The following is a 13,528-nucleotide window of genomic DNA, read 5'->3' on the forward strand; positions in this document are numbered from 1 at the left end:
ATGACCGAACCCCCCACTCGGCAGGAGAGCCGGACCCAGTTCAACGAAGACTGGGCCGCCACGATCATCGGGCTCGTCCTGCTCGTGCTCATCATCATCGGCGTCATCCCGACGGGGCTGATCCCATGACCGAGACGCAGACCCAGACCCGGAGCACCGGGTTGTACGTCGCACTCGGCGTCCTCGTCGTGCTGCTCCTCGGCGCGGCCACCCGGTTCCTGGAGAAGAACGTCCCGACCTGGTTCGAGGGCGACTTCGCCAAGGCCATCGAATACCCCGTCTACGCCATCGTCCTCGGGCTCCTCGGCAACGCGATCCTGACCGCCACCGGGTGGCGGGAGCGGCTCGAAGGCGGCTTCAGGACCGAGTTCTTCATCAAGACCGGACTCGTGCTGCTCGGGGCCTCGATCAACCTCAAGGTGATCGTCACGGCCGCCGGTCCGGCCATCATCCAGGGCATCCTGCTCATCACCAGCGTGTTCCTGTTCACCTGGTGGCTCGCGGGGCGGCTCGGGATCGACGACAAGCTGCGCGCGCTGCTGGCGTCGGCCGTGTCGATCTGCGGGGTGAGCGCGGCCATCGCGGCGGCGGGAGCCGTACAGGCGAAGAAGGAGCAGTTGGCCTACACGGCCAGCCTGGTGATCGCGTTCGCGCTGCCGTCGATCTTCCTGGTGCCGTGGCTCGCCTCGGTGTTCGGGCTGACCGACGAGGTCGCGGGGGCCTGGATCGGCGGCAACATCGACACCACGGCCGCCGTCACCGCGGCCGGCGCGCTGGTCAGCGAGGACGCGCTCGCGGTCGCGTCCATCGTGAAGGTCACCCAGAACGCGCTGATCGGGATCGTGGTGATCGCGCTGACGGCGTGGTTCGCGTTCAAGATCGAGCGGACGCCGGGCGCCAAGGCGCCGGGGATCGGGGAGTTCTGGGCGCGGTTCCCGAAGTTCGTGCTCGGGTTCGTGGCCGCGTCGGTGATCGCCACCTGGTATCTCGGCACGGTCTCCTCCGATGAGGGCAAGGCCACCATCGCGGTCGCCAACGACCTGCGGGTGTGGTTCCTGATCCTGGCCTTCGTGAGCATCGGGCTGGAGTTCAAGGTCAGTTCGTTGCGTGAGGCGGGATGGCGGCCGGTCGCGGTCTTCGGCGCCGCCGCCGTGCTCAACCTGGTCCTCGCGCTCGGCCTCGCGCTGCTGCTTTTCAGCGGCTTCCCCGTGTGACGTAAATCACATTCTCGGGGCTGGACCGTGCCCTGCTGCGGCATAACCCCTGCTTAAGGGTGACGCCCCTTGTTCGGGGCGTCACCCGGCCGGTAGCTTCACACCCCGACGTCGCGGCGGCGGAAGCCCCAAAGACCTGCCGCGAGGAGTGCCACGGCAACCACGGTGAGGGTGAGCAGCGGAAGCGCGGTCGCCTCGCCGCCGGGGAGGTGGGGCGTGTGGGTGAACGGCGACAGGTCGAGGACGACCTCGCTGAGCTGGAGCAGTGCGCCGATCTGTCCCAGCAGCAGGCAGATCGCCAGGATCCCCCACGCCACCGCCGTCAGGCGCGGCAGCAGCCCGAACAGGGCGACCGTCAGGCCCGTCAGCGTCGCCGCCGCCGGAGCCTGCGCGAGCGAGGCGCCGATCAGGCGGGGAACCTGGCCCATGTCGCCGACGTCGGCACCGTAGGTGAGACCGAGACCGGCGCCGATCATGAGCAGTGCCACGATCGGGCCGACCACCGCGAAGACCACATGGCCCAGCGCCCACGGCACCCGCGCGGTCGCGGTGGACAGCACCGGCTCCGCCCGCATCGCGGTCTCCTCCGCGCGCATCCTCAGGGCCGCCTGGATCCCGTATGCGGCGGCGGCGATGGCCGCGATGCCCAGCAGGGTGGCGATGAAGGTGTCGGTGAGCGACACCCCGCCGCCCAGGCGGGCGAACAGCTCGGCGAGCTCGGGGTTGCCGTTGAACGCCTCGGTCGCGCCGGACACCGCGCCGCCGAAGGCCAGCCCGAAGATCAGGAAGCCAACGCTCCAGCTGATCAGCAGCCCCTTCTGGAGCCGCCACGCCAGCGCGAACGGGCCGGTCAGCGAGGTCGAGCCGGCGGGGCCTAGCCGGGTCGGCAGCATCCCGCCGCCCACGTCGCGGCGCACCGACAACCATCCGGCCAGCCCGGCCAGCAGCGCCGACAGACCGAGGGAGGCCAGGAGCGGCAGCCAGGTCTCGTCCGCGAACGGCTGGGTGTACTGGCTCCAGGCCAGCGGCGAGGCCCACGACAGGTTCGAGCCGGTCGCGTCGCCGGCCGCCCTGATCAGATAGGCCACGCCGAGCGCGCCCAGGGCCAGCCCGCGCGCCGGTCCGGCGTTCTCGGTGAGCTGCGCGGCCACCGCGCCGACGGCGGCGAACACGATCCCGGCGAGGGCCAGCGACATGCCGAGCAGCAGCGCGCCGCCCGTGAAACCCAGGAAGGCCGCGGTCAGCAGGCCCAGCACCAGGTCGGCGCCGGCCACGACGATCAGCGCGGCGCCGAGCGGGGCGTGCCGTCCGACGACGGTCGCGGCGACCAGTTCACGCCGCCCGGCGTCTTCTTCCGTACGGGTGTGCCGGATCACCACCAGCACGTTGATCAGCGCGAGGATCAGCAGAGTCAGCCCGGCCCGCTGGGTGGCCAGCGCCTCGACGCTGTGGCCGTAGACCGGGCCCATCATCGCCTCGATCGAGGGGACGGCCGCCGTGGTCCGCGCGTAGAGGATCCGGGACTCCTCGGTGGGCGTGAGCTCGGCGAAGCTGGCGGCGTAAACGGCCGGGAGGGCGGCCAGGATCACGACCCAGAGGGGGAGCAGAACCCGGTCGCGCCGGAGGATCAGGCGGATCAGGTGACGGGTTCCGGTCATGACGCCGCACCCTGGTAGTGGCGCATGAAGAGCTCTTCGAGGGTGGGGGGCTGGGAGGTGAGGCTGCGGACTCCGGCGGACGTCAGGTGCTTGAGGGTCTCGTCGAGCTTGTCGGTGTCGACCTCGAAGCGGACCCGGGTGCCGTCGACGACCAGGTCGTACACGCCCGGAATGGAGGTCAGGGGAGTGGCCAGGTCGGCGCTGATCGACGTGCGGGTCAGGTGGCGCAGGTCGGTGAGGGTGCCGGTCTCGACGGTCTGGCCGTTCCTGATGATGCTCACCCGGTCACAGAGCTGCTCGACCTCGGCCAGGATGTGGCTCGACAGCAGCACGGTGCGGCCCGACTTCTTCTCCTCGACGATGCACTCGCGGAAGACCTCCTCCATGAGGGGGTCCAGGCCGGAGGTGGGCTCGTCCAGGATGAGCAGTTCGACGTCGGAGGCGAGCGCGGCGACCAGGGCGACCTTCTGCCGGTTGCCCTTGGAGTAGGCGCGGCCCTTCTTGCGCGGGTCGAGGTCGAAGCGCTCCAGCAGTTCGGTGCGGCGCTTGGGGTTGAGCCCGCCGCGGAGCCTGCCGAGCAGGTCGATGACCTCGCCGCCCGACAGGTTGGGCCACAGGGTGACGTCGCCCGGGACGTAGGCGAGGCGGCGGTGGAGCGCGGTGGCGTCTTTCCACGGGTCGCCGCCCATGAGGCGGGCCGAGCCGGAGTCGGCCCGGAGCAGCCCGAGGAGGACACGGATCGTGGTCGACTTACCCGATCCGTTCGGGCCCAGAAAACCGTGCACCTCCCCGGTCCTGACCGTGAGGTCCAGTCCGTTCAGTGCTTGCGTCCGGCCGAAGGCCTTGTGGAGGCCGGACACCTCGATGGCGTTTTCCATGTTTCGGACCGTACGCTTGTTTCATGAAGTTGTGAAATGAGTAACGCGTATGAATCACATATATATTCAGGAGAGGAGGTTGGATGCGAGACGAGGACGCGGTACGCCTGGGGACCGAGCGCATGGCGATGGTCTTCAACGACTGGGGGTTCCCCCGGATGGCCTCACGTGTGCTGATGACGGTGATGACCGCAGACGAAGACGCGCTGACCGCCACGCAGATCGGCGAGCGTCTCGGCGTGAGCCCGGCGGCGGTATCGGGGGCGGTGCGCTATCTGATCCACGTGGGCCTGCTGACCAAGGAGCCCCTGGTCGGCTCCCGCAGCGACGTCTACCGGCTGCCGGACAACCCGTGGTACGAGGCGTCGGCGCTGAAGAGCGATCTGTTCGCCGTTCTGGTGGCCCTGACCGACGAGACCGCCAACGCGCTCGGCGAGGGGACTCCGGCCGCCCGCAGGGTCAGGACGATGAACGAATATTTCCGGTTCGTCCAGGAGAACATGCCGATCCTGCTGGACCTGTGGCGCAAGTACAAGGTGGAACACGGGCTTGACTGACAGAGTGGCCTGACACTTGTTGACATAGACCGCCTCGGGTTCCGGGGCGGTTTCGTCATGTTTCACCGGAGAACGGGATGGGCCTTGTGACGGGGGAATCGGCGGGCTACGATCCCCACAACTCTTAGGAAACTTTACTAAAAGAACTCCCGACCCGCTGCGTCAAGTCACCGGACGCGTCCTCGGCCTGTCATCCCCCACTCCCACAGAGGTTGTGACATGCAACGCAGGTACCTCTGGCGAACGCTGACGGCGGTCTTATCGCTCGCGCTCGCCTTCGTCGTGATCCCCTTCGTGGCCGGACCGGCGAACGCCGCCGGTCCCACAGCCGCCTTCACCAAGACCTCCTCCTGGGGGTCGGCGTTCGAGGGCAAGTACGTCATCACCAACACCGGTCCCGGCACGATCAACGGCTGGTCCCTCGCCTTCGACCTGCCGTCCGGCGGCGCCGTGAGCAGCAGCTGGGACGCCACCATGTCCCGCAGCGGCCAGCGCTTCACCTTCACCAACGTCGGCTGGAACGGCGCCATCGCCAACGGCGGCACGGTGAGCTTCGGCTTCATCGCCAGCCCCGGCGGCGCGACCCCGGCCAACTGCACGATCAACGGCGTGGCCTGCGGCGGCGGCACGAACCCGTCCCCCTCGCCGTCGCCCAGCCCGTCTCCTCAGCCCGGCGTCCCGGGTAAGCCCGGCACTCCCTCCGTGACGGGGACGACCGGTTCCTCGATCTCGCTTTCGTGGGGCGCGTCCTCGGGCACGGTCTCCGGCTATCGCGTGTACGAGGGCAGCACCCAGCGCGCGCAGGTCACCGGCACCTCGGCGACCATCTCCGGGCTGGCGGCCTGCACCGGGAAGACGTACACGATCAAGGCCTACAACGCGCAGGGCGAGTCGGTCGCCAGCGACGCGGTGAGCGGCTCCACGACCGGCTGCCCGATCGGGCCGCTGCCCAAGCACTTCCTCACCGGCTACTGGCACAACTTCGTCAACCCGGCCACCGAGCTGAAGCTGTCGGCGGTGCCGAACGAGTACGACCTGATCGCCATCGCGTTCGCCGACGCCACCGCCACCCCCGGCCAGGTCACCTTCACCCTCGACCCCGGCCTCGCGGCCGCCGTCGGCGGTTACACCGACGCCCAGTTCAGGGCCGACATCCAGGCGCTGAAGGCGCGCGGCAAGAAGGTCATCATCTCCGTCGGCGGCGAGGCCGGCCGGGTGCAGGTCGCCAGCTCGGCCGCCGCGACCCAGTTCTCCAACTCCGTCTACTCGCTGATCCAGACCTACGGTTTCGACGGCGTCGACATCGACCTGGAGAACGGCCTCAACGCCCAGTGGATGGGTGACGCGCTGCGCCAGCTCCGCAGCCGCGTCGGCTCCTCGCTCATCATCACGATGGCGCCGCAGACGATCGACATGCAGTCGACCGGCATGGAGTACTTCAAGCTGGCCCTGGCCATCAAGGACATCCTCACGGTCGTCCACATGCAGTACTACAACTCCGGCTCGATGCTCGGCTGCGACCAGGCGTTCGCCTACGGCCAGGGCTCGGTCAACTTCATGACCGCCCTCGCCTGCATCCAGCTCGAGAACGGCCTGCGCGACGATCAGGTGGCCCTCGGCCTCCCGGCCGGACCCGGCGCCGCCGGCGGTGGCGTGGTCGCCCCGTCGATGGTCAACCAGGCCCTGACCTGCCTGGCGACCCGGACCAACTGCGGCAGCTTCGTGCCGCCGCGCGCCTACCCGGGCATCCGGGGCGCGATGACCTGGTCGATCAACTGGGACGCCAGCAACAACTGGAACTTCTCCCGGACCATCCGCCCCCACCTGAACACGCTGCCGTAATGAAGATCCGCAGCCTGATCCTCGCTGCGGCCCTCGTGCTGGGCTTCGCCATCGCCCCGTCGCCCGCCCAGGCCGCCAACATCACCACCAATCCCGGCTTCGAGTCGGGCCTGACCGGCTGGAACTGCGCCTCGGGCAGCCAGGCCGTCACCACCCCCGTCCGTTCCGGCACCCGCGCGCTGGCCGCCACCCCGGCCGGCAGCGACTTCGCGCGGTGCTCCCAGACCGTGACCGTCCAGCCGAACACCGCCTACACGCTCTCGGCGTGGGTGCGCGGCCCCTACGTCTTCCTCGGCGCCATCGGGTTCTCCGAGACCTGGGCCGCGCCCGGGGCGAACTGGGCCCAGCTCACCCGCACCTTCACCACCGCCGCGTCCCAGACCTCCGTGACGATCTATCTGAACGGCTGGTACGGCCAGGGCACCTACTACGCCGACGACGTCGTGCTCGACGGCCCCGGCGGGAACCCGCCAGGCCCGCAGCCCCCGGCGGCGCCGGTTCTCTCGCTCAGCCAGACGACCACCGACGTCAACCTGTCGTGGCCCGCCGTCTCGGGCGCCACGGGATATCGCGTCTACCGCGGGGGGTCCCTGATCGCCTCCCCGACGGGGACGACCTACACCGACCGGCCCGCCTCCGGGACCCACACCTACCAGGTGGGCGCGGTCAACGCGGCCGGGGAGTCCGGCCGTTCGAACACCGTCACCGCGATCGTCGGCAGCGTGCCGCCGCCCCCCACCGGCCTGCCGAAACGCGTCATGGTCGGCTACCTGCACGCCTCGTTCGCCAACGGCTCCGGTTACATGCGGATGGCCGACGTGCCGAACGAGTGGGACGTCATCAACCTGTCGTTCGGCGAACCGACCTCGGTCACCTCGGGCGACATCCGCTTCACCCAGTGCCCGGTCGCCGAGTGCGCCAACGTGGAGACCGAGGCCCAGTTCATCGCGGCCATCCGGGCCAAGCAGCAGGCCGGCAAGAAGGTGCTGATCTCGATCGGCGGCCAGAACGGCCAGGTCCAGCTCAGCACCACGGCCGCCCGCGACAAGTTCGTGCAGTCGGTCGGCGCCATCATCGACAAGTACGGCCTGGACGGTCTGGACATCGACTTCGAGGGCCACAGCCTGTCGCTGAACGCCGGTGACACCGACTTCCGCAACCCGACCACCCCCGTGATCGTCAACCTGATCGCGGCGCTGCGCTCACTGAAGGCCCGTTACGGGAGCCGTTTCATCCTGACCATGGCTCCGGAAACGTTCTTCGTGCAGCTCGGCTACCAGTTCTACGGCTCGGGCCAGTGGGGCGGCGCCGACCCGCGCGCCGCGTCGTACCTGCCGGTGATCCACGCGATGCGGAACGACCTGACCCTGCTCCACGTGCAGGACTACAACTCCGGGCCGATCATGGGCCTGGACAACCAGTACCACACGATGGGCGGCCACGACTTCCACGTCGCGATGACCGACATGCTGCTCGCCGGGTTCCCGATCCAGGGCAACGCCGCCAACGTCTTCCCGGCCCTGCGCCAGGACCAGGTCGCCATCGGCCTGCCGTCGTCGGGCCAGGCGGGCAACGGCTTCACCAGCGTCGCCGAGGTTCAGAAGGCCTTCGACTGCCTGGCCAAGGGCACCAACTGCGGTTCGTACCGGCCGCGCGGTGTCTACCCGAACCTCCGAGGCCTGATGACCTGGTCCATCAACTGGGACAGGTTCAACAACTTCGAGTTCTCCCGCAGCCACCGCTCGTATCTCAACGCGCTCGGATAAGGGACCTTTCCATGAAGCTACGTGCACTTCTGGTGGCGTTAGGGACTCTCGCGGGGGTCCTCGTCGTCGCCACCCCCGCCCAGGCCGCCCCCGCCACCGCCGTCTTCACCAAGACCTCCGAGTGGGGTTCCGGTTTCGAAGGCAAATACGTCATCACCAACGGCACCACCTCGACGATCAACGGCTGGTCGGTGGCCATCGATCTGCCCTCGGGCGGGAACGTCAGCTCCGCCTGGGACGCGGTGCTGTCCCGCAGCGGCCAGCGGTTCACGTTCACCAACGTGGGCTGGAACGGCTCGCTCGCGCCCGGCGCCACCGCGAGCTTCGGCTTCATCGGTTCGCCCGGCTCGGCCGTCCCCGCCAACTGCACCCTGAACGGCCAGCCCTGCGGCGGCGGCACCACCAACCCGCCCGGCACTCCGGGCACCCCGGGAAACCCGTCGGTCACCGGCTCCACCGGCTCCTCGATCTCGCTTTCGTGGGGCGCGTCCTCGGGCACCGTCGTGGGCTATCGCGTGTACGAGGGCAGCACCCAGCGCGCGCAGGTCACCGGCACCTCGGCGACCATCTCCGGGCTGGCGGCCTGCACCTCGAAGACCTACACCGTGAGGGCCTACAACAACGTGGGTGAGTCGTCGTCCTCCGGTTCCGTCACCGGCTCCACCACGGGCTGCCCGACCGGCGGCGCGCGGATGCCCGGCGCGCCCTACCTCTACATGGGCTGGGGCGACCCGCCCAACCCCGCGACCGTGATGGCGGCGAGCGGCGTGAAGTCGTTCACGATGGCCTTCATCCTGTCCAGCGGCGGCTGCAACCCGGCGTGGGACGGCAACCGCCCGCTGAACAACGCGGCCGACATCAACGCCATCAACGCCATCAAGGGCGCCGGCGGCTCGGTGCAGATCTCGTTCGGCGGCTGGTCGGGCAACAAGCTCGGCCCGAACTGCTCGACGCCGCAGGCCTACGCGCAGGCGGTCCAGACGGTGATCAACGCCACCGGACCGGCCGTGGTCGACTTCGACATCGAGAACACCGACGAGTTCGAGAACTACACCGTCCAGGACCGCATCCTGAACGGCCTCAAGATCGTCAAGCAGAACAACCCGAACATCAAGATCGCCGTGACGTTCGGGACGTCCACCTCGGGCCCGACCGCCGCGGGTGTCCGCCTGATCAACCAGGCACGCGCCCTGGCGGTGCCGATCGACAACTTCACGATCATGACGTTCGACTTCGGCAGCTCGAACATCCAGCAGGACACGATCAACGCGTCCGAGGGCCTGAAGAACGTCCTCAAGTCGGCGTACGGCTACACCGACGCGCAGGCCTACGCGAAGATGGGCATCTCGGGCATGGTCGGCCTGTCCGACCAGCAGGAACTCACCAGCCCCGCTGCCTGGACCGCCATCCGTGACTGGGCCCTCCAGCGGGGCCTGACGCGCTTCGCGACCTGGTCCGTCAACCGCGACCGCCCCTGCCCCGGCGGCGGCGTGGTGTCGAACTGCTCCGGCATCAGCCAGCAGAACTGGGAGTTCACCCGGATCACCGGAGGCTTCTGATCCGCATGACCGCCGAGGAGCGCTGACACAGGCTCCTCGGCGGCACTCCGGAGTTTCCGGGGAGCCTTGCCAAGGACTCCTGGAAGCACCGAAAGCCGAGGGCGGTGCGCACCCACGCCGGGACGCCGGGGTCGCACCGCCCTCTTCCGCATTCACCCCGTTCCCTTCACGCCGACGGGGTTTCACAAGCCATTTCTCCGTTACGGCTCCGCCTACCCCGGCACCGCCCGCCGCTGCCGCCTGACCTCACCGCACCCGGCGCCAACCGGCCGCGCATTCCCGGCACCACAACGGCCGCAACAGCCACCCGGCCCCGCCTGCTCCCGCCAACCCGGGGTGGTGATCAACGCTCTGTCGTCGCGGAGTGCGGCGGGAGCGGGTGGTCGGCGCCGGCTACGGGGAGATCCGGAGACGGCGGGCGGGGCCGGCCAGGCGGAGCCGTAACGGAAGAAAAGACCACGAACGGAGCGGTGCGCTTTGTCCAGCGCCGGACCTCCTTGCTTGCGCAATGTCCGGGACTTGTCCAATCCTCGCTGCCGCCCTTGTCTGACGCCCTCCTGTGTCGGGCGGAGTGGCTAAGGTTGGCGCGTCATGGATTACGCAATCCCCACGGGAATTCTTCTCGTCACCGGTGTCGTGCTCGCCGTCCTCGCCCAGCGGAGGGGGTGGCGACCCTCGATCTGGGCGATCCTCGGGGTCGGCATCGCGGTCCGGGTGCTGATCATGGCGTTCTCGGCCGCCGACTCGTGGCAGCCGATCGACTTCGTCAACAGCTTCCGCCCGGCCGGTGAGGCGATCCTCGAAGGGCGCAACCCGGTCAACAGCGGATGGCACTTCCTCCCGGCGATCCCCTATGTCTACGGGTCGCTGATGTGGCTGGGCATTCCGTGGGAGGTCGCGGGGCGGCTCGTCACCGTCGTCGCCGACCTGGCGCTCATTCCTCTCGTCGGCAAACTGGCCGGTGGGGGGCAGCAACGGCTCCGCGCTTTCCAATACGCGTGCAACCCCCTCGCGATCCTGGTCGCGTCGGTGCACGGGCAGGTCGAGCCCGTCTCGCTCGTCTTCGCGGTGGCCGCCTATGTGGTGGCGCGGGGGCCGGGCGAGTTCCGGGGGAGTGAGCCACTGCTCGACCGGCCCGACCGGATGGTGCGCAGTCTGCTCACCCGCGACGCCGCAGGGGTCACGAAACGCGCCGTCTACGCCGGCATGCTGATGGGGCTGGCGCTCTGCGCGAAGAGCTGGCCGGTGATCCTGGTGCCGGGCATGTTGATGTTCCTGCCCGGGGTGCGCGCGCGGATCGTGGCGGGGCTGTCGGTGGCCATCCCGCCGATTCTGGTCCTGCTGACCATGCCGCTGGGCGGCTGGGTGCGCTGGGACCAGCTCGTCGACGTCCTGAAAGAGATCAGCCTGGCGCCCAGTGCCGTGCGGCCGATCACCGGCGACTGGGGCTGGACCGCCGTGATCAACGGCGGCAACTGGGACCTGACGCCGTGGAAGCTCGTCGTCGGCCAATATCTGATCTACGCCGTGGCCGCGTTCTGCCTGTGGTGGTGGCGCAAGGCCGACCCGATCGACGTGTCGATCGCCATCCTGCTGGGCTTCATGGTCGTCACGCCCCGCCTGGGCGCGCAGTATCTGCTCTGGTTCATGCCGTTCCTGATCGCCCGCCCCACGAGGTGGGCGTGGCCGGTCGTCATCGGCAGCTCGCTGTGGGCCGCGACCGGCTATCTGGTGCTCACCCAGTTCCGCGGCGCCGACTGGGGCGCGCTGCACGCGCCGTGGGCGATCAGCTCGGTCATCCTGTTCCCGCTGCTCATCGCCGCGATGCCGTGGGCCCGCCGGTCATTCGACACGGGGTCACTCGACAACGAGGCGAACCAGGTGCCCGTGACTCTTGAACACGGGCGGGTCGCCGTCGAGCATCCCGGTGACACAGTCGAAGACGCGGGGCTCGCTCTGCCGCACGAAGAAGACCTGCTCGGCGATCGCCGCGAGAAGACCGACAGCGGCACGGTGCAGCGCGACACCTGACAGGTCGTCGTCGATGGCCAGCGTCACCTCGTAGACCCCGTCGTCGATGAGCCGGTCGCGCACGATCCGCCAGGTCTGGCCACACGCCTTCTTCAGGTGCGGCAGCAGGTGGACCTCCGGCTCCTCGGTCACCCAACCGTCCCGGCGCATGGCCGCCAGCAGGCTCTCCACCTGGGGATCCATCGCCGTGCCGTCGGTGATCCCGGTCTGCCGCTCGTCGATGTCCCATCTACGCATCCGGTGACCCTATGCCGCCTTACGCCCCTGCGGAGGAGGTTCCCCCGAAACCAACGCACGGGCGAAACGGGCCGACGGATCACTGTCGATGAGCAGCGCCCGCACGAGCAACGACAGCGGAATCGCCAGCAGCGCCCCCAGCGGCCCGATCACGAAGGCCCACACGATCAGCGAGATCAACGTCATCGTGGTCGACAGCCCGACCGCGTCGCCGAGGAACTTCGGCTGCACGAACGACTGCACCACCATGTTGATCACGATGTACGCGAGGATCACCAGGACCATCGTCGAGAACCCCCCGTCCAGCAGCCCGAGCAGCGCCGGCGGCACCAGCCCGAGCACGAATCCGATGTTGGGCACGTAGTTGGTGATCAGCGAGAGGATGCCCCACAAGATCGGCAGGGGCACGCTCAGCACGACGAGCGCGATGACGTCGAGCACGGCGACGATGGCCCCGAACACCGTGGACACCAGCAGATATTGCCGGGTCCGTACCGCGAACTCGCCCAGGGCCGCGACGAGATGCGGCCGCTGCGCCCGCGCCGACCGCACGATCTTGGTGAAGTTGCCCGCGTCCAGGCTCATCAGCCACAGGAACACCAGCACCAGGAAGAACGCCGTCAGCAGTCCGGTCAGCCCCGACAGCACTCCTTGGGCCAGCGGCAGCAACGACTGCGGATCGAACGACTTCACGGCCTTGTCGATCTGGGCCGCACCGAACCCCAGCTCCGCCGCGAACGACCGCACCTGCGCCGCCAGCTTCTGGAAGGTGTCCGAGTACTGCGCGGCCAGTTGCCCGAGCTGGGCCGCCGCCACCACGACGGCCGCCACCATGCCGAGCAGAACCACCAGCACGATCAGCAACGGCACCGCCACCTGAATCCAGACCGCGGCGCCCCGGCGTTCCAGCGCCGCCCGCACCGGCGCGACGGCCACGATGAGCACGAGCGCCAGCACCAATGGGCCGACGGTGTCACCGACGGCGCGTATCCCGGCCAGTGTGATGACCGCCGCCGCCGTGGTCAGCAGGACGACCAGCGCGCGCGGCAGCTCGATCATGGGCCGTATCTACCCGTCTGACCGGCGGAGATCCACTGTTGGAGATCAACTGACCGAGCCGTGACCCGGCGACCGTTCGGAAGCACTCCGGGGAGCTGTTAATCTTTAATCCGTCGGCCTGGTTCGGCAAACCTCTTCTTCTCCACCAGAAACACACCGGTACGAAGCACTGGTGAGCGGATGGTAGATTAGAGAAGTCAGCCCGGAACGGCAGACAGAAAAACAAAAGCTTAAAAGAACTAAATGCAGGTCCGTTTCTTGAGAACTCAACAGTGTGCTAAAAGCCAGTGCATGATGCACAAACCCCGTCATTTATGACGGATTCCTTTGGTTGACATTATGTCAGCCGGGAAAATTCTCTGAAGACATCTTTTGGAGAGTTTGATCCTGGCTCAGGACGAACGCTGGCGGCGTGCTTAACACATGCAAGTCGAGCGGAAAGGCCCTTCGGGGTACTCGAGCGGCGAACGGGTGAGTAACACGTGAGTAACCTGCCCCTGACTCTGGGATAAGCCTGGGAAACTGGGTCTAATACCGGATATGACGTCTTCTCGCATGAGATGGATGTGGAAAGTTTTTCGGTCAGGGATGGACTCGCGGCCTATCAGCTTGTTGGTGGGGTAGTGGCCTACCAAGGCGACGACGGGTAGCCGGCCTGAGAGGGCGACCGGCCACACTGGGACTGAGACACGGCCCAGACTCCTACGGGAGGCAGCAGTGGGGAATA

At 68.3% G+C, this 13,528-nt stretch carries 10 protein-coding genes and 1 rRNA gene; 8 read left to right on the plus strand and 3 right to left on the minus strand.

Features of this window, described 5'->3' with window-relative positions; all coding sequences use genetic code 11:
* Together AW272_RS45770 and AW272_RS33320 are read left to right on the plus strand one after the other, a co-directional pair.
* Positions 1–129, plus strand: a complete 129-nt coding sequence (locus AW272_RS45770; protein WP_275527335.1) for a hypothetical protein — start codon at positions 1–3, stop codon at positions 127–129.
* Positions 126–1,214 (plus strand): YeiH family protein, encoded by a 1,089-nt coding sequence (locus tag AW272_RS33320; RefSeq protein ID WP_066373581.1) that lies wholly within the window; start codon positions 126–128, stop codon positions 1,212–1,214. The genes AW272_RS45770 and AW272_RS33320 overlap by 4 nt, the downstream gene beginning before the upstream one ends.
* 98 nt (positions 1,215–1,312) lie before the next feature.
* On the opposite strand, the gene AW272_RS33325 is transcribed toward AW272_RS33320, so the two are convergent.
* Together AW272_RS33325 and AW272_RS33330 are read right to left on the minus strand one after the other, a co-directional pair.
* Complete coding sequence (locus tag AW272_RS33325) at positions 1,313–2,872, minus strand: ABC transporter permease (RefSeq protein ID WP_066373583.1); 1,560 nt, start codon at positions 2,870–2,872, stop codon at positions 1,313–1,315.
* Complete coding sequence (locus tag AW272_RS33330) at positions 2,869–3,750, minus strand: ABC transporter ATP-binding protein (RefSeq protein ID WP_066373584.1); 882 nt, start codon at positions 3,748–3,750, stop codon at positions 2,869–2,871. The genes AW272_RS33325 and AW272_RS33330 overlap by 4 nt, the downstream gene beginning before the upstream one ends.
* A gap of 83 nt (positions 3,751–3,833) precedes the next feature.
* On the opposite strand from AW272_RS33330, the gene AW272_RS33335 reads away from it, so the two are divergent.
* From AW272_RS33335 to AW272_RS33355, 5 genes are all read left to right on the plus strand, one after another.
* Positions 3,834–4,307: a GbsR/MarR family transcriptional regulator gene (locus AW272_RS33335; RefSeq protein WP_066373586.1), complete on the plus strand. Its 474-nt coding sequence runs from the start codon at positions 3,834–3,836 to the stop codon at positions 4,305–4,307.
* 219 nt (positions 4,308–4,526) lie between these two features.
* Complete coding sequence (locus tag AW272_RS33340; RefSeq protein WP_066373587.1) at positions 4,527–6,149, plus strand: chitinase; 1,623 nt, start codon at positions 4,527–4,529, stop codon at positions 6,147–6,149.
* The gene (locus AW272_RS33345; protein WP_066373588.1) at positions 6,149–7,915 is read left to right on the plus strand and encodes a chitinase; all 1,767 of its coding nucleotides are present in this window, start codon (positions 6,149–6,151) and stop codon (positions 7,913–7,915) included. Before AW272_RS33340 ends, AW272_RS33345 begins: the two co-directional genes overlap by 1 nt.
* A gap of 11 nt (positions 7,916–7,926) precedes the next feature.
* Entirely contained in the window at positions 7,927–9,474 is a 1,548-nt protein-coding gene (locus AW272_RS33350) for a cellulose binding domain-containing protein (RefSeq protein WP_066373589.1), read from the plus strand.
* A 591-nt stretch (positions 9,475–10,065) separates the two neighbouring features.
* Positions 10,066–11,505, plus strand: coding sequence for a putative hexosyltransferase (locus tag AW272_RS33355; RefSeq protein WP_066373590.1), 1,440 nt, complete (start codon positions 10,066–10,068; stop codon positions 11,503–11,505).
* A gap of 246 nt (positions 11,506–11,751) precedes the next feature.
* Here the strand turns inward: AW272_RS33355 and AW272_RS33365 are convergent, their stop codons facing one another.
* Positions 11,752–12,801 (minus strand): AI-2E family transporter, encoded by a 1,050-nt coding sequence (locus AW272_RS33365; protein WP_066373593.1) that lies wholly within the window; start codon positions 12,799–12,801, stop codon positions 11,752–11,754.
* Between the two features lie 369 nt (positions 12,802–13,170).
* Here AW272_RS33365 and AW272_RS33370 point away from each other — a divergent pair.
* Positions 13,171–13,528: ribosomal RNA gene (locus AW272_RS33370) — 16S ribosomal RNA — on the plus strand; the annotation flags it as partial.

The organism is Herbidospora mongoliensis, assembly GCF_001570545.1.
In the GTDB taxonomy this organism is placed as follows: Bacteria; Actinomycetota; Actinomycetes; order Streptosporangiales; family Streptosporangiaceae; genus Herbidospora; species Herbidospora mongoliensis.